Here is a 20,312-nt window from a genome sequence, read left to right as displayed (position 1 = left end):
GTACCCCAGTCTCACATGTCGGAGTCGGCGGATTTCTGCGGCCGGGTGCGCACGGCCAGCAGGACCTGCCGTGCCACGTCGAGAGCGAGGACCACGGCCAGCGTGAGCGCGCCTGCGGCGGTGCCCAGCCAGTTGCCGTGATAGCGCGTGGAGATCAACGGCTCGCGGCCCTCGATCGGGTACTCCAGGCGCACGACGCCGCGGTTCCACGCCCACACGGCGACGATCACCAGCACGACGATCACCACGACCTCGCCCGCGGCGATGAGCCACCGCTGGGGCTGGTGCAGGCTCGGACCGGCCGGCGGGGCCTGCTCAGGCTCCTCCACCACGGTGTCCGACTCCGGCTCAGTCACGGCCTCTGTCACGTCGCTCACCCTCTCACGACCCGCCGCAGCGCCGCGAGGAAGGCTTCCGGATCGCGCGCCCATCCCAGCACCACCGTGCCGTCGACCAGCCGCAACGGCATCGCGGTCGTCCCCTTGGGCACCGACCAGCCGCCACCGAGCACCTTGGCGCCCGTGGGAGCGCCGACGTCGGTGAAGGCCTGGATCATCGCGACCGGCAGCTTCTCCCGCCCGAACTGGGCCTCTTCGGTCGTCAGCGCGACGCTGCCGGTCTTCACCCTGAGGTTCACCCACAACACCGCGCAGAGCGTCAGCACGAGCCCCACGATCGCCCACAGCGCCGCGGACGCGGGCCCGGTGATGAGCTCGATCAGGTACCCGGCGACCGCGAACCCCGGTCCCCACACCAACGGCCACCAGCTGCTGCCGGACTCCCGGTAGAGCACTAGCGCACGAACTTGTTCGAGGCGGGCAGGAACTGCAGCACCACGGCCGCGATCGTCAGCCCGATCACGACGACGCTGATCACCACGCTCGGCTGCCACACCCGCGCGTTCAGCGAGACGAGCGTGATCGCGATCATCGACAGGAACCCGATGACGCCGAGGATCGTGAGCAGGATGCGCGCCCAGTTCTGGCCGTTGCGCAGCACGACGGCGAACGCGACGTACGGCGCGGCGGCGACGAGCATGGCGAACCCGAACATCACGGCCAAGGTCTTCACCCCGAGCTCGTTCGCCTGCCGAGCCTCCTCCGTGTTGGTGCTGTCCTGGTTGAAGAAGTAGTCGACGTTGGTGAGCAGCAGCACCGGGATCACGGCCACGGAGAGCACGGCGCCCGCGATCCAGATCCACATCGCGGCGGTGATCGTCGCGGGCCGCGGCGGCGCCATCTCGTGGGGCAGCACGGGCGAGAGCGGCGCCATCGAGAAGCTCGCCTGCCCGACGTGGTTCACCTGGTACTGCCCGGTGGGCGCCGGGGTCACGGGATAGGCGCCCGCGGGGTTCTGCCACTGGACGTCGTCGGGGTTCTGCCGCTGCCACGGGTCTTGCGGATAGGTCACTGCTCACGCACCTCCGCGAGCCACTGTGCCGTACGCGCCTGCCACGTGAAGACGATTGCGACGCTGATGAGCAGCAACGTGACCAAGCTCGACGCGCTGATCCCGACGAACAGGATCCAGATCATGTGGACGATCGCGACGAACGACAACGCGATCCGAGCCCAGTTCCTGCGCTTGAGGAACAGCCAGGTCAGCCACGCGTAGGCCGCCACGAAGAGCAGCGCGACCACGGACAGCGTGGCCAGGAAGCTCGTGACCTGACCCGACGTCCAGCCGGTCAGGTCCTGCACCTCACCGCGCTGGAACCACAGCCCGGCGGTGGTGAACAACACGAAGACGGCGATCGCGAGCCAGAGCCCGACCGCGATGCGGACCGGCCGGGGAGCGTCGTTCACGTCAGCTGCTCGCGCTCGGTCAGGTAGTCGGTCGACTGCCGGAAGTAGAACAGCACCAGACCGGAGACGGCGATCAGCACCGTCACGATCCCCAGCGTGTTCGTGATCATCTGGAAGAACAGCCCGATCAGCAACGTGATCATCAGGCCGGTGCGGCTCTTCTTGATCCCTGCCCTGACCTTGCCCGCGAGCCACGCCGCGAGGCCGGCCAGCACGAGCGTCACGACCAGCGAGACGATCACCAGGGTGTTCACCGTCGAGGTGATCATGTCCCGCGTGATCTTCGGGTCCTTGTTGCCTTGCAGGGCGGCCTCGACCAGCACCTGCTTGTTCAGCAGCACGTACAGCGAGGCCAGCACGCTGAGGACCACACCTGCCACGACGAGCCAGTAGCCCGCGGTGATGGTGCGAGGGGTGCCCGATTCCTTCGGAGACGTCACGCTCGAAACCTAGGTCCGCGGGAAGGCGCTGTCCACCGTGGCGCGCTTTCTGAAGTGCGCGGACACCCGGTACATCAGCACGATCGCGGTCGCGTCCAGCACGGTGGTGACCAGCGTTACGGCCAGATCGACCGTCCGCATCTCCACGCCGAGCTCCGCGGCGACCCCGCTGCCCCAGGCGCCGAGCCGGAACAGTCCGAACGCGACGGACGCCCCGCCCAGCACGGTCAGCACGATCCGGGCCCAGTTGCGGCCGCGCGCCATCCTGTTGGCCAGCCGTGTGTACGCGACGAGCACGGCGACGGCTATCACCAGTCCGAAGAGGACACCGCCGTTCACACCGGCGTCGATCTGATCCTGCCCCAGCGAGGGATTCTGGCGGCGCGCCTCGGCCACGAGCGTCTCGCGGTCGAAGAGCTGTGCCAGAAAACGCAGCATGCCGACGCACGCACTGGCGATCCACAGCCAGCGCGCGACGTCGACCAGCTTCGGGACAGGAGCGGGAGCTACCGGTCCAGCCATCGGGCGGCTTCGGTTGCCCAGTACGTGAGCACGATGTCCGCGCCGGCACGGCGGATGGACGTGAGCGACTCCAGGATCGAGCGCTCGCGGTCGATCCAGCCGTTCTGAGCCGCGGCCTCGATCATCGAGTACTCGCCGGAGATCTGGTACGCCGCAACGGGAACGTCCGAGATCTCGGCGACCGAGCGCAGCACGTCCAGGTACAGCAGGGCGGGCTTGACCATGACCATGTCCGCGCCCTCGGCGAGGTCCAGCTGCACCTCGCGAATCGCCTCACGGGCGTTCGCGGGGTCCTGCTGGTAGGTCTTGCGGTCGCCCGCGAGCTGCGACTCGACGGCGTCGCGGAACGGGCCGTAGAACGCCGACGCGTACTTGGCCGAGTAGGCCAGGATGCCGGTGTCGGGCAGGCCCGCCTGGTCCAAGGCGTTGCGGATGAAGGCGATCTGGCCGTCCATCATGCCGCTGGGGCCGACGACGTGGGCACCGGCGCGCGCCTGGGCCACGGCCATCTCGCCGTAGACCTCAAGGGTCGCGTCGTTGTCCACGGTGCCGTCGGCGGCGAGAACGCCGCAGTGGCCGTGGTCGGTGAACTCGTCGAGGCAGCAGTCCGACATGAGCACGGTGCTGTCGCCCAGTTCCGCGCGCAGGTCGCCCAGCGCGGCGTTGAGGATGCCGTCCGGGTCGGTGCCGCCGGAACCGACGGCGTCGCGCTCGGCGGGGACGCCGAACAGCATGATGCCGCCGACACCTGCCTGCACGGCCTCGACCGCGGCCTTGCGCAACGAGTCACGGGAGTGCTGCAGGACGCCCGGCATGCTGCTGATCTCAGCAGGCTCGGCCAGGCCTTCCTTGACGAACATGGGCAGCACCAGCTGCCTGGGGCGCACCTCGGTCTCGGACACGAGGCGGCGCATGGCGGGCGTCGTGCGCAGACGCCGGGGCCGATGAAGTGGGTACATCTCTGACTCCCTGACGGAGAGAGTCGAAGGGGCCACTCAAAGGATCTTGAGTGGCCCCGACGGCTTCACTGAACTAGCTGCGGCGCAGACGCTTGGTCTTGCGCGGGGGAGGCAGCGCTCCTTCGGCGCGCAACCGGGCTGCGTGCGCGGCCAGCGCGTCTACCAGCGCCGGCACGTTCGCCTCCTCTGGCTGCACGTCGACCCGGAGGCCGAACTCCCGCGCCGTCTCGGCGGTCTGCGGGCCGATGCACGCGACGAGCGTGCGGGCGTGCGGCTTGCCCGCGATGCCGACCAGGTTCCGCACGGTCGACGACGAGGTGAAGCACACCGCGTCGAAGCCACCGGACTTGATCATCTCGCGGGTGTCGGCGGGCGGCGGCGCGGCACGCACGGTGCGGTACGCCGTCACGTCGTCGATCTCCCAGCCACGTTCGCGCAGGCCCGCGGCCAGCGTCTCGGTGGCGATGTCGGCCCGCGGCAGCAGCACGCGGTCGACCGGGTCGAGGATGTCGTCGTAGGGCGGGAAGTCGTTCAGCAGGCCCTCGGACGACTGGTCACCCGACGGCACGAGCTCCGGGATGATGCCGAACGAGCGCACCTTCGCGGCCGTGGCCTCGCCGACGCACGCGATCTTCACGCCGGAGAACGCACGGGCGTCCAGGCCGAACTCGCGGAACTTCTCCCACACCGCGCGGACGGCGTTGGTCGAGGTGAAGACGACCCACTGGTAGCGGCCGTCGACGAGACCCTTGACCGAACGTTCCATCTGCGCGGGGCTGCGGGGCGGCTCGACCGAGATCGTCGGCACCTCGACGGCAATGGCGCCGTGCGAGTGCAGACGCTCGGACATCGCGCCGGCCTGCTCCTTGGTCCTCGGAACCAGCACTCGCCAGCCGTACAGCGCCCGCGACTCCCACCAGGAGAGCTTCGAGCGGTTGGCGGCGGCGGCACCGACGGTGACGACCAGCGGGCCGCCCATCTCACCGGCGTCGGCCGCGACGGCGGCCAGCGTGGTGTCGATGGTGCGCTGCTGGAAGCCCGTTCCCTCGGCGGTCACGGCGACCGGTGTCTGCGGCGCGAGGCCGTTCTCCACCAGGTTCGACGCGGCCTCTGCCAGGTGCGAGCCGGTCGCGTGCAGCACGAGCGTGCCGGGCGCGGCGGCGAGGCCGGCCCAGTCCGTCACGGCGCGCACGTCGACCTCGGTGTGCACGCCACCGAGAGCGACACCCGCGTACGCCGGAACCGCGGTGCCCGAGGGCACACCGGGAACGACGTCGAACGGGATCGTCGACTTCGCGACGGCCTGTGCTTCCTTGACGACCGAGTCGAGCGTCAGCGGGTCACCGGCGACGAGACGAACTACCGTCGCGCCGTTGCGCGCCTCGTTCACCAGGTCCTTGGCCACGTCGGCGGACTCACCGACAGCGGGGCGGACCTCGACTCCCTCCGGCACGGTCGCGAGGACGTCCGCAGGAACGTCCGGGTCCGTGACCACGAGTTCAGCCCTGGTGAGCAAGTCGTGGGCCCGGACCGTGAGCAGCCCGGTGTCGCCGGGGCCGGAGCCCACGAAGGCGATGCGTCCGGGGGTCTTGCGTGCGCGGGTCATCAGGGCACTCCCCATCGATTACGCCTCTGGACCGCTGAGAACCGCGGCCCCGAGGTCGAGCAACTCGGCGGCCAGCGCCCGGCCAAGTCCCTCAGCTTCGGTCAAGTCACCGGTGGCGGACGCACGGAGGAGATCGTTCTCCGGCGTCGCAGCGACCCCGCGCAGGGAAAGTCGGTACACGACCTTCCCGTCGTCATCGAGGTCTTCCACCACATCGGCCAGCGCGCCGACCGGCGCGCTGCAGCCCGCTTCGAGCGCGGCCAGCATGGCGCGCTCAGCGGTCACAGCGGCCCGGCTGGCCGAATCGTCCAAAGTGGACTGGATCAGGTGCTCGGCGTCGACGTCGTCGACCCGGCACTCGACTGCCAACGCACCCTGCGCGGGTGCGGGAAGCATCTGGATGGGCTCCAGGTTCTCGGTGATCTCGCTCGTGCGGCCGAGCCGCGCGATGCCGGCGCGAGCCAGCACCACCGCGTCGAGCTCGCCGTTGCGGACCTTGCCGATCCGAGTGTCCACGTTGCCGCGCAACGGAACGATGTCCAGCCCGAGGCCGAGGGCCTCCAGCTGGGCCGCGCGGCGCGGCGAACCGGTGCCCACAGTGGAGCCCACGGGCAGCTCGCCGAGCGTGAGACCGTCGCGCGCCACCAGGGCGTCGCGCGGGTCCTCTCGCAGGGGCACTGCCGCGAGCGTCAACCGGGGGTCCGGCGCGGTCGGGAGGTCCTTGTAGGAATGGACGGCGACGTCGATCTCGTCGTTCGCGAGCGCGTCACGAAGAGCCGACGTGAAGACGCCGATGCCGATCTGGGCGATCGGAGCGTCGGAGAGGTCGCCCGGCGTCTTGATGACGACGATCTCGACCTGAGCTCCGGCAGCCTTCAGCGCCTCGGCCACGGTCCCCGTCTGCGCGAGCGCCAGAGCGCTGCCTCGGGTACCGATCCGTAGGGTGCGGGTCACCGCGTTTCACCATCCACAGAAGCTTGCTTGGTCTGACTGACAACCCCAGGAGCCTGGGGGTCGAGCCCGAACAGTTCGCGGAGAGCCTCCGCGTAGCCGGTACCACCAGGGGCGGAGGCGAGCTCCTTCACCCTGACGGTCGGCGTGTGCAGGAGCTTGTCTACAACGCGACGCACCGTCTTGGCCAATTCACCGCGTGTCGCGGCGTCCAGTTCGGGAAGTCGCGAATCAAGACGGAGCAGTTCGGCGTCGACCACCTCGGCTGCCCGCTTGCGCAGGGCCGTGACGGTCGGCGTGACCTCGGCGGACCGCTGACCCGCGAGGTAGGCCTTCACCTCACCAGCGACCAGTTGGACCGCCAGGCGGGTGTCCTGGCCGGCGGGCGCGTCGGAGAGACGGCGCTGCAGCGTTTCCAGGTCCACCACACGAACGTTCGGCAGATCGGCCGCGGCCGGGTCGACGTCCTTGGGCAGGCCCAGGTCGCACACGACCAACGGCCGCGAGCGCTTGCTGATCATGTCCGCGCGGACGACCGTGTCGACCGACCCGGTGCACGCGAAGACGATGTCCGCGAGGTCGATCTCGACGCCCAGCGCGGCCAGGTCGACGGCCGTCGCGGGGACGCCCTCGGCCTTGAGCGACGTGGCGAGACGCACACCGTTGGCCTGCGTCCGGTTCGCGATGACGACCTCGCCGATGCCCGCCCTGCGCAGGTGCGCGGCGGCCAGGCCACCCATGGCGCCCGCGCCGACGAGCAGCGCGCGCTTGCCGACGAGGGTGCCCAGCTGGGCCTCCGCGTCACCGAGGGCCTCCGACACGACCGACGCGCCCGCGTGGTCGATACCGGTCTCGGAGTGCACGCGCTTGCCGACGCGCAACGCGTTCTGGGTGAGTTCGTGGACGGTCCTGCCGACGGTGCCCGCCTCGTCCGCCGCCGCGTACGCACCGCGCAGCTGGCCGAGGATCTGGGACTCGCCGACGACCATCGAGTCGAGACCGGCCGCGACGGAGAACAGGTGCTCGACGGCAGCGGCGGCGTAGTGCACGTAAAAGTGCTCGTAGAGCGAGTTCGCGTCGACCTGGGCGTGCTGCGCGAGGACCTCGACGACCTCGGACATGCCGCCGTGGAACGACTCGACGACGGCGTAGACCTCGACCCTGTTGCAGGTCGACAGGACCATCGCCTCGGAGACGCTGGGCGCGGCGAGCAGCTGACCGAGGACCTTGGGCAGGTCGGGCTCGGCCACGGTGACGCGTTCCAGGACCGGAACGGGGGCGGTGCGGTGCGACAGACCGACTACGAGCAAGCTCATGTGGTCACCACGTCTGCCGGAGCCGTCTGGCTCACGCTCACGGGCGAATCACCATCCCGTCCACACCGAGTCCGTTGTTGCCGACCGAGACGCTGGCAGCCTCGTCCGCACGTCGAGCGACGTGGAACGACAGGATCTGCATCTCGACCGCCAAGTCAACCTTGCGCACCTCGACGTTGTCTGGAACCTGAAGGACAACTGGTGCAAAGTTCAGAATGCACTGGACGCCCGCAGATACCAAACGGTCGCAAACCGACTGAGCGGCGGGCGGCGGCGTCGCGATGACGCCGATCGACACCTCGCGCTCCATGCAGACCGACGTGATCTCGTCGATGTGGTTGACGGGGATGCCCCCAACAGGGATTCCGACGAGATCGTCGTCCACGTCGAAGAGGGCGGTGACCGGGAACCCACGGCCGGGGAACCCGCCGTAGTTGGCGAGAGCGTGACCAAGGTTACCGATGCCGACGACGGCCACGGAGTGGTTGCGGGTGAGGCCGAGGATGCGCTCGATGTGGCTCACGAGGACCTCGACGTCGTACCCGACGCCCCTCGTGCCGTAGCTGCCGATGTAGCTCAGGTCCTTGCGGAGCTTCGCCGCGTTGACGCCGGCGGCCTGGCTCAGTTCCTCGCTCGAGACCGCCGTCACGCCCTGGTCGGCCATGCCGGACAGCACGCGCAGGTACACGGCGAGGCGGGCCACGGCCGCCTCGGGGATCGCGCGAGCGCGTTCCTTGTCGGCAGCCTCCAGAGGGGTGGTGGTCGTCTCACCTTCGCCCCGCTGTGATGCCACGCTCTCCGACCTCCGGGTGTGCTTCACCGCAGGGACCCGCGGCGTTGGTGATGCTCACACCGTACCGCTTGTGAACGCATGCACAAAGTCGGTGATCGGGTGTCACAGCACTGGTGACAGGGCGTGACCAGCACTTCAGCGGTTCATGATCACTACGGGGTGAGCGCCTACTCGACGGTGAAGGTGACCGAATGCCATCCCGTCGCGCCGTCGGGAACCGGGTCCAGGCGCGCCTGGTCCTGGGTGAAGCCGGATTTGTCGGTGGCCCGGCACTCGACGGTGTGACTGCCCTGGGAGAGGTCCGTCTCGATCTTCCACATCCGCCAGGTGCTGTCGCTGACGTCGGCCGCGAGCTCGGTCTCCTGCCACGGCCCGCCGTCGACGCGGACCTCGACCTTGGCCACGCCCTTGGGCTGCGCCCACGCCGTTCCGGCGATGACGGCCTTCCCCTTGACCTTGCCCATCCGCCCGGGCCGGTCGATCCGCGAGGACGCCTTGATCGGCGCCCTGGTCGCCCACCCGCGCGGAATCCAGTAGCCCTGGTCCTTGGCGAACGTGGTGACGTTGAGGTCGGTGACCCACTTGGTCGCGGAGACGTAGCCGTAGAGCCCCGGCACCACGAGCCGCGCGGGGAAGCCGTGCTCGGCGGGCAGCGGTTCGCCGTTCATGCCGATCGCGATCAGCCCGTTCTCCAGCACGTAGTCGAGCGGGCTGCCCGCAGTGAACCCGTCGTCGCTGGTGCTGAACAGCTGGTCGGCGCCCGCCTTCACGCCTGCCTCCCGCAGCACGTCGCCGATCTTGACGCCGATGAAGTTGGCCGTGGAGATGTACGGCCCGCCGACCTCGTTGGAGACGCAGGTCAGCGTGACCGTCTCCTCCACGAGGTCCTTGCTGCGGATCTCCTCGAACGTGAGCACCATCGGCCGCTCGACCATGCCGTGCACCCGCAACGCCCACTCCTCCGCCCGGATCCGCGGCACGCTCAGCGCGGTGTCGATCCGGTAGAAGTCCTTGCCGCTGGTGATGAAGCTCGGGGTGCCGTCCTTGACGAAGTCGGCGTTGAACGGGATCTCCGGCGCCTTCGTCTTCGGCGTGAGGTCCCCGATGGCCTGCCTCGAGCCCTCGACGTCCGTCCGGTTGCCGAACAGCTGCCCCGCGACCCCCGCGAAGACCGTCAGCCCGGCGGTGATCAGGAAGCCGCGCCTGCTGTCACTCTCCTCGGCCTCTTTGTGCAGGTAGCGGAACACGTAAACGCCCGCGGCCGTGCTGGCGACGGGCGCGAGGACCGCGAGCTGCCCGACGTCCGGCCTCGTGACGACCGCCACGACCCCCACGAACCCGAGCAGCACGGCCACCAGCGACCCCGGCGCGGCACTGTTCCTGCTGGCCAGGCCCGCACCGATGCCGATGCCCGCCAGGACCAGGGCCATGCCGGTGAGCAGCACGAGCTTGTCGGCCGTGCCGAACGTGGTGACCGCGAAGTCCTTCAGCCAGGACGGCGTGAGGTCGATGGCGGCGTTGCCCACCGCGAGGTACGGGGAGGCGCTGATGCCCACGAAGGCCGCCACCAGGTGCCCCGCCGCTAGGGCGGCCACGAGGGCGAGCAGTCCGGTGAGTGCGGCCTTGGCGGGCTTCATGCCTCTCATTCGACACCCGAGCGGCCCTGGTTCGCTCAGGTCGTAAGCCCTCGGTAATCAACTCCTAGGACAAGGCCGCCCGCAGGCGGTCCTCCTCCACCTTCCAGTACCCGTGCTCGGACCCGTCCACCAGGAACACCGGCACCCGGTCCCCGTACTCGGCCCGCAACTCCGAGTCGGAGTCCACGTCCTCGACGGACCAGGTCGCGCCCAGGTCGGCGCAGATCCGCTCGATCTCGGCCGCCGCCTCCTCGCAGGCGTGGCAGTCGACCCGGCTCATCAGCGTCACGTGGTGGCTCATGCCGGTCATGCTCCCAGCGGCTTGCGCAGGACGGCGCGCGCCAGCTTGCCGGTCGGCGAGTGCGGCAGGGCCGGGGCGAACTCGACCGACGTCGGCACCTTGAACTTGGCCAGGCGCGCGGCGCAGTGCGCGACGACGTCCTCGACCGACGCGGTGGCGCCGTCGCGCAGCACCACGACGACCTTCACCGACTCGCCGGTCTTCTCGTTCGGCACACCGACGGCGGCGGCCTCCAGGACGGCCGGCATCTCGCCGACGACCTGCTCCACCTCGTGCGGGTAGACGTTGAAGCCGTTGACGATGATCAGGTCGCCCGCGCGGTCCACCAGGTGCAGGTCGCCGTCGGCGTCGATGAAGCCGACGTCGCCGGTGCGGAACCAGCCGGAGCCGTCCGGGCCGTACGCGCCGTCCGGCCAGTAGCCGCTGAAGAGGTTGTCGCCCTTCGCGGACACCAGGCCCGTGCCGGGCTCGTCCTCGTCGATGTCGAGCACCGAGCCGTCGGTGTCGACCAGGCGGATCTCGACGCCCGGCAGTGCCTGGCCCACCGAACCCGGCTTCGGCACGCCGCCGACCAGCGTGGACGTCAGCACCGGGCCCGTCTCGGTCAGGCCGTAGCCCTCGTAGATCGGGATGCCGATGGCGCCGCGCATCTCCGCGATGACGCTCGCCGGGAGCGGGGCCGCGCCGGAGGTGAAGAGGCGGATGGTGGCGAGCTTCTCGCGCAGCACCTCGGCCGGGTGCGCGAGCAGCGCCCGGTACATGGGCGGCACGCCGACCATCGTGGTGACGCGGTGCTCCTCGATGACGTCCAGCACCGCCGCCGGGTCGAAGCGCTCCAGCAGGATCGCCGTGGCACCGGCGCCCGCCACCTGCAGCAGGCCGGGGCCGAGGCCGTAGACGTGGAACAACGGCAGCGCGAGCAGCACCCGGTCGCCCGCCGTCACGGGAGCGGGGCGCAGGGAGGCGCACTGCGAGACGTTCGCGAGCAACGCGCGGTGCGACAGCATCGCTCCGCGCGGCACGCCGGACGTGCCCGAGGTGTAGCCGAGAACCGCCAGGTCCTCACCGCCGCGGACGGCCTCGAACGGCTCGGCGGTGGCGGTGACGTCCGGAACGTCGAGAACCTGGGCATCGGAGCCCTCGCCGTCGCCGACCAGCAGCGCGGCGCCGGAGTCGGCGAGGATCCGCTGGAGCTCGCGCGGCGGGATGCCGGGGCCGGTGGGCACCACGACGCCACCCGCACGCAGAATTCCGAAGACGGCGACCACGAACTCGGGGCTCGTGGGCAGTCGTACCGCCACTCGGTCGCCCGATTCGAGTCCTGAATCAGCCAAATGGCGGGCGAAAGCATCGGTCGCGCCGTCGATGGTTTCCCACGTGAGGCTCTTACCGCTCGCTACGTCGACCAAGGCGACGTGGCTGGGTCCCCGCTGTGCCGAAGCACGGACCAGATCTGACACATTGCGAGCGGAAGTCAACATGGCCTCCTCATGAACAACTGGACGCTTCGAGCAGTCTTCCACGCGTGACGGGCGTCATGAAGTCACGGTTGGCTCGTCTACACCACAGAACCGTCCGCTACCTACTACGGAGTAACAACACGTATGCTGCCGCCACGGCGACTCTGTGGAGGTGCCGCGAGCCGATGACCGCGCGGGCACGACCGAACACGATCAGGACCACCCGGACCATGACGGGGGGTCAGCACGACAACGCCGCCGACGAGCCGTGGCAGCTCGTCAAGGCCGCCCAAGCGGGTGACACCGAGGCGTTCGGAGTGCTGTACGACAACTACGTCGACATGGTGTTCCGCTATGTCCTCTTCCGGGTGGGCGGCGATCGCGCGTTCGCCGAGGACGTGACGAGCGAGACGTTCCTCAGGGCACTGCGGAGCATCGGTTCGGTCAGCTACCAGGGCCGCGACGTCGGGGCCTGGTTCGTCACGATCGCCCGCAACATCGTGTTCGACCACGTGAAGTCGAGCCGCTACCGGCTCGAGATCACCACGGCTGAGCTGCAGGACAACCGCGAGGAGACGAGCGGACCTGAACAGGAGGTCATGACCGAGGCGACCAACGCGGAGCTGCTCCGGTGCGTCTCCCAGTTGGGTGACGACCAGCGCGACTGCATCGTGCTGAGGTTCATCGAGGGCAAGTCCGTGTCCGAGGTCGCGCAGATCATGGACCGCAACGAGGGCGCCGTGAAGGCGCTGCAACACAGGGCCGTGAGGCGGCTCGCACAGATTCTTCCGTCGTGGTTGCGGTGATTGCGATCGCAGACGCGTAACCCAAACTAGATCAACTTCGTTACTCGGGCTGAGATGGACGGCAAGGGAAGAACATCGCGGTGGCGGCACACGGAGCACGAGCGCTTCGCTCGTGCCGTTGAAGGCGGCCCACAGCCGGTAGGCAACGACGACCTCGCTGAGGACCTCGCGATCGTCGAACTCCTCCGGCGGATGGACGTCGGCCCGGACGCCGAGGCGCGCGAACGGATGAGACAGCGCGTCCTCACCGCGCCCCCGCCCGAGAAGCCACTGGAGCTCTCGTCGGTAAGACGGGTGGGAGCGCGCGCACGATTAGCGGTCGCAGCGGCCGCGGTCCTCTGCTTGCTGTTGTCACTCGCCGGCATGAGTGTGCTGCTCAGCCGTGACGCGCTCCCGGGAGACCCGCTCTACGGCATCAAGCGCACCACCGAAAGCGCGTCGCTGGGCCTGACCTTCGACGACGAGGACCGCGCCCTCAAGCACCTCGAGTTCGCCGCGTCCAGGGTCACCGAGATGGAGACCCTCGCCGACCGCTCCTCGGCCCCGGAAGCGCAGCTCACCGCGCTGTCCGACCTGGACGCCGACGCGGTCGAGGGCGCCCGCCAGCTCACCGTCTACGCGACCTCGTCCGACGAGACGGCCCTGCCCGCGCTCCGCGACTGGGCGCTCGCCCAGTACGTGAAGATCGGCACCCTGCGCCCCCGTCTGCCCGGCGACGCCGGCGCCCACGCCGACACCACGATGTGGCTGCTGGCGAGCATCGCCCAGCGAGCTCACGACCTGGCCGCACGCGCCGGGTGTGACGCCGTGGTCAGCGGTTCCTCCGACCCGCTCGGCCCACTGCCGGCCAAGGACGAGTGCGCCGCGGCGGTCACCGACCCGAACTCCTCGTCGGGCCGCAAGCCGTCCTCGGTCCAGCCGACCCCGTCCGGCCTGCCCACGCCCTCTGGCTCCGCGGTCCCGCCGGTCCAGCCCACCCAGTCGGTGGCGCCGGGCACGTCGAACCCGCAGACGTCCAAGCCGGGCTCCTCCCCCCAGCCCACGACCGGCAAGCCGGGAATCACGATTCCGCTGCCGCTCCCGCTGCCGAGCATCTCGCTTCCGCTGCTCCCCGGCATCAGCTTCGGCTGAGTCGGGCGGTTTCCGACGAACCTGATCGCTACGCTTGGGACATGGCAAGCAAGCGTGACGTGGAGAGCGACCGGCTGGCCGAACTAGCCGGCGAGGCATCGGCAGACGCGGCGATCAAGGCTGCCGCGATGGCGCCAGAGCTCGAAGCGTCGCTGACGGTCCCGCCGGACCTGACGGCCGCTGCCTTCTTCGACGTGGACAACACGATGATGATGGGCGCGTCGATCTTCCACTTCGCCCGTGGCCTGGCCGCGCGCAAGTACTTCTCGTCCTCGGACCTGGCCGGCTTCGTCTGGCAGCAGATGAAGTTCCGGGTCGGCGGCCGCGAGGACCCGGAGTCGGTGAAGGCCTCCCGCGAGCAGGCCCTCTCCTTCGTGGCGGGCCGCAGCGTCGCCGAACTGGTCTCGCTGGGCGAGGAGATCTACGACGAGCTGATGGCCGACCGCATCTGGAAGGGCACGCAGGCCCTCGCCCAGATGCACCTCGACGCGGGTCAGCGCGTCTGGCTCGTCACCGCCACGCCGGTGGAACTCGCCCAGATCATCGCGCGCCGCCTGGGCCTGACCGGTGCCCTGGGCACGGTCTCCGAGTCGACGAACGGCGTCTACACGGGCCGTCTGGTGGGCGACCTCCTGCACGGCAAGGCCAAGGCGCAGGCGGTCCGTTCGCTGGCCGCCAAGGAAGGCCTCGACCTGCGCCGCTGCACCGCCTACTCGGACTCGTCCAACGACGTCCCGATGCTGTCGGTCGTGGGCACCGCCGTGGCCGTGAACCCGGACTCGCAGCTGCGCGAGGTCTCCCGGCGCAAGGGCTGGGAGATCCGTGACTTCCGCACCGGCCGCAAGGCGGCGAAGATCGGCGTCCCGTCGGTGCTGGGCGTGGGCGCGCTGGCCGGAGCCGTGGCGGCGACGATGGCCTACCGCCGCCGGGTGAAGTAGCGGATCAGACGATCCCCAGTTCCCGCCACCCCTGCTCACCGGCGGGAGCGAGAACGACGGCACGCCCGGACCCGATCCGCCGCACCCAGCCGCGTTCGAGGAACACCCGGCACAGATGGGCTCCAGCCGCGCCGGCGAGGTGAGGCACGCGCTCGGTCCAGTCCAGGCACGCCCGGCTGACCTGACGCTGCGAGGGTTCGAACCCGAACTCCTTCAGCCACACCATCCCCGGTTCGGTGACGGCGAGCTCCGCCGTGACCACACCCAGCCCCACCAGCCCTGACCTCAACGCGATCCCGAGTTGCCCTGCCAGGTGGTCGTAGCAGGTCCGGCCACGCGCCATCGCCTCCGAGGCAGAGGCCGCCCGCAGCGAACGAGGTCGCGCGTCCGGCCCGGCGAACGCGGCCATGCTCTCCAGCAGCTCCGCGACGTGCGGCCCGGCCAGAGCCACGTACCGGTGCCGTCCCTGCCGGTGCTCGACCAGCAGCCCGCCCTCGATCAGCCGGGTCAGGTGCTCGCTGGCGGTGGAGGCGGCCACCCCGGCGTGAACGGCCAGCTCCCGGGCCGTCCAGGCCCGTCCGTCCAGCAAAGCCCCGCAGAACGCCGCCCGCGTCCGGTCCGCGAGCAACCCGGCAACCTGCGCAAGTCCCTCCATGAACCCCATTCTGCGACCGGAACACTTCGGCCCGCGCCGAACCGTCCCGGCTCTAGCGTCGACACCATGACCGAAGAGCTGCTGAGCCTCCCCGTGCCGAGCGTCCCCGGCGGCGAGCGGGGCGTGGCGTGGCTGCGCGCCACCGTCGTCCGTTTCAGCAACGGCCCGGACCACACCCGCAGGCGTGCGCTCACGACCAAGCTCCTCGACGACGTCACCGCGACCACGCTCGACGAGCTGGCCACCGCACTGGGCCTGCCCGGCTCGCTCGACGACATCGCCGGAATTGCTCCGAGCTACCAGCCGCACGAGCCGATCACCGCGGCAGCCGACGCGGCCGTGGAACGCCTGGCCGGCACCCACGACGAGGAGACGGCAGCGAGAATCGGCCTGCTCGTCCAGGCCTGGGCGGCCACGAACGCCCTGGCCGAGCACCTGCGCACCGGCAACCAGGCCCCGCCGGTCCCGATCACCCGCAGGGCCGCGGAGACCGGCACCGTCGAGGTGAGTCTCGACGGCCACCCGTTCGGCCACGGCCCGCACGCCTGCCCCGGCCGGCACCTGGCCACCCGGATCGCCAAGAACATGGCGTTCAGGGCCATGCACCACCAGGACGAGCCGCTGATCCTCCCCAACGCCTGGGACCACGCCTCGGCCGTGGCTCTGCACGCGGCGGGCTTCACGGCGATCGGCACGACGAGCCTCGGTGTCGCGGCAGCGCACGGCATCCCGGACGGCATGGGCCTGGCGGGCGACCAGGCGACGGCACTGGCGAGGCTGCTGGCCACGTTGCCCTGCCCGGTCACCGCGGACCTGGAGTCGGGCTTCGGCAGGACACCGGCGGAGGTGGCCGAACTCGTGGCGGACCTCGGCGTGGCCGGGGTCAACCTGGAGGACGGCCGCCCGCACGGCCTCGCCACCCCGCAGGAGCAGGCAGAGCTCATCGCGGCCGTGAAGGAACGCGCGCCGGGCGTCTTCCTCAACGCCCGCATCGACACCCACTGGCAGGGCGTGGCCCTGGAGGAGACCGAGGACCGGGCGCGCCGCTACGTCGACGCCGGCGCGGACGGGATCTTCGTGGCAGGCCTGACCGAGCCGAGGGACATCGAGACGCTGGCGGCACTCGCCCCGTTGAACGTGCTGGCCCAGCAACGCACGCCGAAGGAACTCGGAGACCTCGGCGTGAAGCGGATCAGCACGGGCTCGCTGCTGTTCAGGGCGGCCCTGCACCACACCGTCGCGACCGCCGAAGCAGTGCGCGACGGCAAGCCCGCCTCACGGTCGTTCAGCTACGACCAGGTCCAGGACCTGATCAGCCGAGGAACACGTTCCGCCGCTGGGTGAGCAGCCGGTAGAGCGTCTGCTGGATCGTCTCCCGCACCTGGTCGGTGAGGTTGAAGACGAGCATCGGGTCGTCGGACGCGTTCTCGCCGAACACGTCCGTCTGGATCGGCTCGCCGAACTCGATGTACCACTTCGAGGGCAACGGGATCGCCCCGAGCGGACCGAGCAGCGGGAAGAACGGCGTCACCGGGAAGTACGGGAAGCCGAACAGCCGCGCGAGAGCCTTGATGTCGCCGATCATCGGGTAGATCTCCTCGGCCCCGACGATCGAGCACGGGATGATCGGCACACCGGTCTTCAGCGCCGCCGACACGAAGCCGCCGCGGCCGAAGCGCTGCAGCTTGTAGCGGTCCTTGAACGGCTTGCCGACACCCTTGAAGCCCTCCGGCCACACGCCGACGAGCTCGCCGGAGGACAGCAGCCGTTCGGCGTCCGCGTTGCACGCGAGCGTCTGGCCGCCCTTGCGGGCGATCGCGCCGAGCAACGGCGTGCGGAACACCAGGTCGGCGCCGAGCCCGCGCAGGGACCGGTGCGCCGGGTGCTCGGACGCGATGCCGTACGACGTCATCAGAGCGTCCAGCGGCAACGTCCCGGAGTGGTTCGCGACGATCAGCGCGCCGCCGGCCAGCGGGATGTTGTTCATGCCGATGGTCTCGACGCGGAACCACTTCTCGTACAACGGCTTCAGCGGCGGCATCAGCACGTTCTCGGTGAGGTCGCGGTCGAACCCGAACTCGTCGATCTGGTAGTCGCCCGCGATCCGCCTGCGTGCGAACGACAGCAGGTCGGCCAGCCTGCGTTCCCAGTCCGATGTCTCGGACTGCTGCTGCTCGGGCTCGGGAACCACCTCGACGTGGCGCGCTCTGCGCGCGGCGTCGCGTTCCGGGTCGTGCAGCGGGATAACGCGTGCTCCTGCCACTGCGTTCATCTCCTCAAAGCAAAGATCAGCGGAATCTGGCGGCCGCGTCGAGGATTCCCCGCTCCGCGGCTTCGACCGTCTCCGGGTCGATGAGCGGCTTCAGACCTCGGCCGTTCACGTAGTCGTCGAACGCCTGCTGGGTGGTCCACCGCGGCGTGAACCCGAATTCCTTCTTCAGCAGGGTGGTGTCGACCACGCGCCCCCAGTTGAGGAACCTCATCTGGTCCGGCGAGAAGTCGACGAGCCGGGCGCTCCGGAAGAAGCCACCGACCGTGGGCACGGCCATGCTGGGCACCGGCAGGTTCAGCCTGCCCGCACGCCTGATCGCCTGCGACAGCAGCAGCACGCCGTCGCCGCCCACGTTGAACACACCGGGCAGGTCGTGCATCGTCGCGCGCTCCAGGACCGCCAGTGCGTCCTCGGAGTGCAACAGCTGCACGCGAGCGTCGTAGCCCAGAACGGTGGGCACGACCGGAAGAGCGAAGTAGCGCGTCAGCACCGTGTCGATGCGCGGGCCGATGAAGTTCGTGAAGCGCAGCGTGGTGACGTTCACATCCGGCCTGCGGCGGCCGAACCCGCGCACGTACCCCTCGACCTCGACCGCGTCCTTGGCGTAGCCGGACGACGGCAGGTCCTTGGGGCCCATGTCCTCGGTGAACACCGCCGGGTCGCGGCTGCTGGACCCGTAGACGGCGCTGGTGGACTTCACGACGAGCTTCTGCACCTTGGGCGACTTCTGGCACGCGGCCAGCAGCTGCATGGTGCCGATGACGTTCATCTCCTTCATCACCGTGCGGCCGGTGGGCCCGGCCGGGTTCGCGGTGACGGAGGCGTGCACGACCGTGTCCACGTTCGCGGTGGAGATGACCTTGCTGATCAGCGGGTTGCGGATGTCGGCCCGCACGAACTCGGCCCTGCCCATGCGGCGCAGCAGATCGCGCGGCGGCGGTTCGGTGTCCACACCGAGCACGCGCTCGATGTCCGGGTTCGCGGCGAAGCGCGCGGCGAGGTGGCCGCCGAGGAAGCGGCTGACTCCGGTGACGAGGACGACCTTGGGCGTCATGCGACTCCAAGCACGAAGGGTGGTGCGATTGGTCGATGCTACAGACCGAATAGAGAACCGCAGGGGGCCGGAACGCCGTCTTGACGCAGGTCACGCAGGCTTTACCGGCTAATCACCCGAACGGCGGCGACCGATCCCGTGTTTCCCGTGGTTCGTCTCACTGGGTGATATCCGTACCGGGGCAAGCACCCGAGCGAGTACCCCTGAGCCGCCCTTGGAAACGCAACCGCCGCCGACCTCCGTGAGGAGACCGGCGGCGGCAGAGCGCATGCGGGCTTACTTGCCGCGCTTCCTGCGCTGGACCCTGGTCTTGCGCAGCAGCTTGCGGTGCTTCTTCTTCGACATGCGCTTGCGGCGCTTCTTGATGACCGAGCCCATGCGGGTTCCTTAGCTCTAGACGTTGCTTTGACTGGCGCGCCCCAGCCTTGGCCGTGTCAAGCACGGCGCGCCGGTAAGCACGATCGGCCTACCAGTCTACCCGGCGGGATTCACCAGCTTTCAGCCAGCGTCGAAGTACGCGTTCTCCAGGTAGGCGTGGACCGCTTTTTCGGGCACCCGGAACGACTTCCCCACCCGCACCGCGGGCAGTTCACCGGAGTGCACCAGGCGGTACACGGTCATCTTGGAGACCCGCATCATCGAGGCCACCTCGGCCACGGTCAGGAACTGAACCTGAGCGAGACCTGTTCGTTCGTTCTCCTTCGCAGGCATACATCACCGCATCCTTCGACACGTGTCGTGCCGTCGGTCTTCCCCACCAACGGTTCGACACGCACGTGCTGCCTCTGAGAGTAGCGGGACTGGTGTGACTCCTGCGACGTCCAAAGTGGGGACGACCCCTCACTTGGCTCAGTCCTCGTGCTGACGACCCAGCTCGACCGAACGGTCACGAGCGCTCTCGATGGCCGCGAGCAGGGCCGCACGGACGCCGTGCTTCTCCAGCTCGCGGATGGCCATGATCGTCGTGCCCGCGGGCGACGTGACGGCCTCACGCAGGATCACGGGGTGCGAGGAGCCCTCGTTCAGCATGGTCGCGGCCCCCACGGCCGACTGGATGATCAGCGTCGAGGCCAGGTCGCGCGGGATGCCGAGCAGGATGCCCGCGTCGATCATCGCCTCGACCAGGAAGAAGAAGTACGCGGGCCCGGAGCCCGACAGCGCCGTCACCGCGTCCTGCTGCGACTCCGGCACGACCGCGACCTTGCCCACGGTCGACAGCATCTCCTCGACGACCTTGAGGTGCTCAGGCGTCGCGTTGGAACCGCCGGAAACGGCGCTCATGGCCTCACCGACGACCATCGGGGTGTTCGGCATGACCCGCACGACCGGCGTGCCCTCGGGCAGCCTGCGCTCGTACAGGGCCGTCGGCAGCCCCGCGCACAGCGAGACGATCAACGTACCGGGACGCAGCACCGGCCCGAGTTCCACCAGCAGCGGTTCGATGTCCTGCGGCTTGACCGCCACGATCAGCACGTCGGCCTGGGCCGCCGCGCCGGCGACCGTGACGGCCTCGAACCCGTACTGCTCGGTCAAAGCACGAGCCCGTGACTCGTGCTTCTCCGTGAACATCAGATCCGCGGCGGCGCGACCGCCCTGCAGGAGCCCGGACAGCAGCGCCTCACCGATCTTGCCCGCGCCGAGCACCGCGATCTTCGTCATCGGTCAA

At 69.6% G+C, this 20,312-nt stretch carries 24 protein-coding genes; 4 read left to right on the top strand and 20 right to left on the bottom strand.

Annotated features, from left to right (window positions below; all coding sequences use genetic code 11):
- Positions 1-11: 11 nt before the first annotated feature.
- From OG205_RS35200 to OG205_RS35135, 14 genes are all read right to left on the bottom strand, one after another.
- Entirely contained in the window at positions 12-368 is a 357-nt protein-coding gene (locus tag OG205_RS35200) for a hypothetical protein (protein ID WP_330272213.1), read from the bottom strand.
- A gap of 5 nt (positions 369-373) precedes the next feature.
- The gene (locus OG205_RS35195; RefSeq protein WP_330272212.1) at positions 374-793 is read right to left on the bottom strand and encodes a DUF3093 family protein; all 420 of its coding nucleotides are present in this window, start codon (positions 791-793) and stop codon (positions 374-376) included.
- On the bottom strand, positions 793-1,410 hold the full coding sequence (locus tag OG205_RS35190; protein WP_330272211.1) for a hypothetical protein: 618 nt from the start codon (positions 1,408-1,410) through the stop codon (positions 793-795). Before OG205_RS35190 ends, OG205_RS35195 begins: the two co-directional genes overlap by 1 nt.
- Positions 1,407-1,805 carry a hypothetical protein gene (locus OG205_RS35185; protein ID WP_330272210.1) on the bottom strand — a complete coding sequence of 133 codons (399 nt, stop codon included), beginning with the start codon at positions 1,803-1,805 and terminating at the stop codon, positions 1,407-1,409. Before OG205_RS35185 ends, OG205_RS35190 begins: the two co-directional genes overlap by 4 nt.
- A complete protein-coding gene (locus tag OG205_RS35180; RefSeq protein WP_330272209.1) occupies positions 1,802-2,245 on the bottom strand; it encodes a hypothetical protein in 444 nt (147 codons plus the stop codon). The genes OG205_RS35185 and OG205_RS35180 overlap by 4 nt, the downstream gene beginning before the upstream one ends.
- Before the next feature lie 9 nt (positions 2,246-2,254).
- Positions 2,255-2,767: a hypothetical protein gene (locus tag OG205_RS35175; RefSeq protein WP_330272208.1), complete on the bottom strand. Its 513-nt coding sequence runs from the start codon at positions 2,765-2,767 to the stop codon at positions 2,255-2,257.
- Positions 2,752-3,726 (bottom strand): porphobilinogen synthase, encoded by a 975-nt coding sequence (gene hemB / locus OG205_RS35170; RefSeq protein ID WP_330272207.1) that lies wholly within the window; start codon positions 3,724-3,726, stop codon positions 2,752-2,754. Before hemB ends, OG205_RS35175 begins: the two co-directional genes overlap by 16 nt.
- 73 nt (positions 3,727-3,799) lie before the next feature.
- Positions 3,800-5,332, bottom strand: coding sequence for a bifunctional uroporphyrinogen-III C-methyltransferase/uroporphyrinogen-III synthase (locus tag OG205_RS35165; protein ID WP_330272206.1), 1,533 nt, complete (start codon positions 5,330-5,332; stop codon positions 3,800-3,802).
- Between the two features lie 18 nt (positions 5,333-5,350).
- Positions 5,351-6,286, bottom strand: a complete 936-nt coding sequence (hemC, locus tag OG205_RS35160; RefSeq protein WP_330272205.1) for a hydroxymethylbilane synthase — start codon at positions 6,284-6,286, stop codon at positions 5,351-5,353.
- Positions 6,283-7,599, bottom strand: a complete 1,317-nt coding sequence (locus OG205_RS35155; protein ID WP_330272204.1) for a glutamyl-tRNA reductase — start codon at positions 7,597-7,599, stop codon at positions 6,283-6,285. The genes hemC and OG205_RS35155 overlap by 4 nt, the downstream gene beginning before the upstream one ends.
- A gap of 37 nt (positions 7,600-7,636) precedes the next feature.
- Positions 7,637-8,392, bottom strand: coding sequence for a redox-sensing transcriptional repressor Rex (locus tag OG205_RS35150; RefSeq protein WP_442916626.1), 756 nt, complete (start codon positions 8,390-8,392; stop codon positions 7,637-7,639).
- Positions 8,393-8,559: 167 nt separating this feature from the next.
- Positions 8,560-10,029, bottom strand: a complete 1,470-nt coding sequence (locus OG205_RS35145) for a molybdopterin-dependent oxidoreductase (protein ID WP_330272203.1) — start codon at positions 10,027-10,029, stop codon at positions 8,560-8,562.
- A 64-nt stretch (positions 10,030-10,093) separates the two neighbouring features.
- On the bottom strand, positions 10,094-10,330 hold the full coding sequence (locus OG205_RS35140; RefSeq protein WP_330272202.1) for a glutaredoxin family protein: 237 nt from the start codon (positions 10,328-10,330) through the stop codon (positions 10,094-10,096).
- Between the two features lie 5 nt (positions 10,331-10,335).
- A complete protein-coding gene (locus OG205_RS35135) occupies positions 10,336-11,811 on the bottom strand; it encodes an AMP-binding protein (protein ID WP_330272201.1) in 1,476 nt (491 codons plus the stop codon).
- 164 nt (positions 11,812-11,975) lie between these two features.
- On the opposite strand from OG205_RS35135, the gene OG205_RS35130 reads away from it, so the two are divergent.
- From OG205_RS35130 to OG205_RS35120, 3 genes are read left to right on the top strand one after another with little or no spacing between them, the layout of a single operon-like run.
- Positions 11,976-12,596 carry a sigma-70 family RNA polymerase sigma factor gene (locus OG205_RS35130; protein ID WP_402904827.1) on the top strand — a complete coding sequence of 207 codons (621 nt, stop codon included), beginning with the start codon at positions 11,976-11,978 and terminating at the stop codon, positions 12,594-12,596.
- Between the two features lie 54 nt (positions 12,597-12,650).
- Entirely contained in the window at positions 12,651-13,727 is a 1,077-nt protein-coding gene (locus tag OG205_RS35125) for a DUF5667 domain-containing protein (protein ID WP_330272200.1), read from the top strand.
- 41 nt (positions 13,728-13,768) lie between these two features.
- Positions 13,769-14,665, top strand: coding sequence for an HAD family hydrolase (locus OG205_RS35120; RefSeq protein WP_330272199.1), 897 nt, complete (start codon positions 13,769-13,771; stop codon positions 14,663-14,665).
- Positions 14,666-14,669: 4 nt separating this feature from the next.
- Here the strand turns inward: OG205_RS35120 and OG205_RS35115 are convergent, their stop codons facing one another.
- Positions 14,670-15,329, bottom strand: a complete 660-nt coding sequence (locus OG205_RS35115) for an ArsR/SmtB family transcription factor (RefSeq protein WP_330272198.1) — start codon at positions 15,327-15,329, stop codon at positions 14,670-14,672.
- Between the two features lie 57 nt (positions 15,330-15,386).
- On the opposite strand from OG205_RS35115, the gene OG205_RS35110 reads away from it, so the two are divergent.
- Positions 15,387-16,664 (top strand): isocitrate lyase/PEP mutase family protein, encoded by a 1,278-nt coding sequence (locus tag OG205_RS35110; protein WP_330272197.1) that lies wholly within the window; start codon positions 15,387-15,389, stop codon positions 16,662-16,664.
- On the opposite strand, the gene OG205_RS35105 is transcribed toward OG205_RS35110, so the two are convergent.
- From OG205_RS35105 to proC, 5 genes are all read right to left on the bottom strand, one after another.
- Complete coding sequence (locus OG205_RS35105) at positions 16,633-17,592, bottom strand: lysophospholipid acyltransferase family protein (RefSeq protein WP_319976775.1); 960 nt, start codon at positions 17,590-17,592, stop codon at positions 16,633-16,635. The genes OG205_RS35110 and OG205_RS35105 overlap by 32 nt on opposite strands.
- Positions 17,593-17,608: 16 nt before the next feature.
- Positions 17,609-18,646, bottom strand: a complete 1,038-nt coding sequence (locus OG205_RS35100) for an NAD-dependent epimerase/dehydratase family protein (RefSeq protein WP_093605844.1) — start codon at positions 18,644-18,646, stop codon at positions 17,609-17,611.
- Between the two features lie 276 nt (positions 18,647-18,922).
- A complete protein-coding gene (locus OG205_RS35095; RefSeq protein ID WP_015105422.1) occupies positions 18,923-19,024 on the bottom strand; it encodes a 30S ribosomal protein bS22 in 102 nt (33 codons plus the stop codon).
- A 120-nt stretch (positions 19,025-19,144) separates the two neighbouring features.
- Positions 19,145-19,357 (bottom strand): helix-turn-helix domain-containing protein, encoded by a 213-nt coding sequence (locus OG205_RS35090; protein ID WP_030477960.1) that lies wholly within the window; start codon positions 19,355-19,357, stop codon positions 19,145-19,147.
- Positions 19,358-19,495: 138 nt separating this feature from the next.
- Entirely contained in the window at positions 19,496-20,305 is an 810-nt protein-coding gene (gene proC / locus OG205_RS35085) for a pyrroline-5-carboxylate reductase (RefSeq protein ID WP_330272196.1), read from the bottom strand.
- Positions 20,306-20,312: the final 7 nt, after the last annotated feature.

This window comes from Lentzea sp. NBC_00516 (assembly GCF_036346835.1).
GTDB lineage: Bacteria > Actinomycetota > Actinomycetes > Mycobacteriales > Pseudonocardiaceae > Lentzea > Lentzea sokolovensis.
The sequence above is the reverse complement of the archived record's forward strand: the minus strand, read 5'-3'. Positions and strand labels throughout refer to the sequence as shown.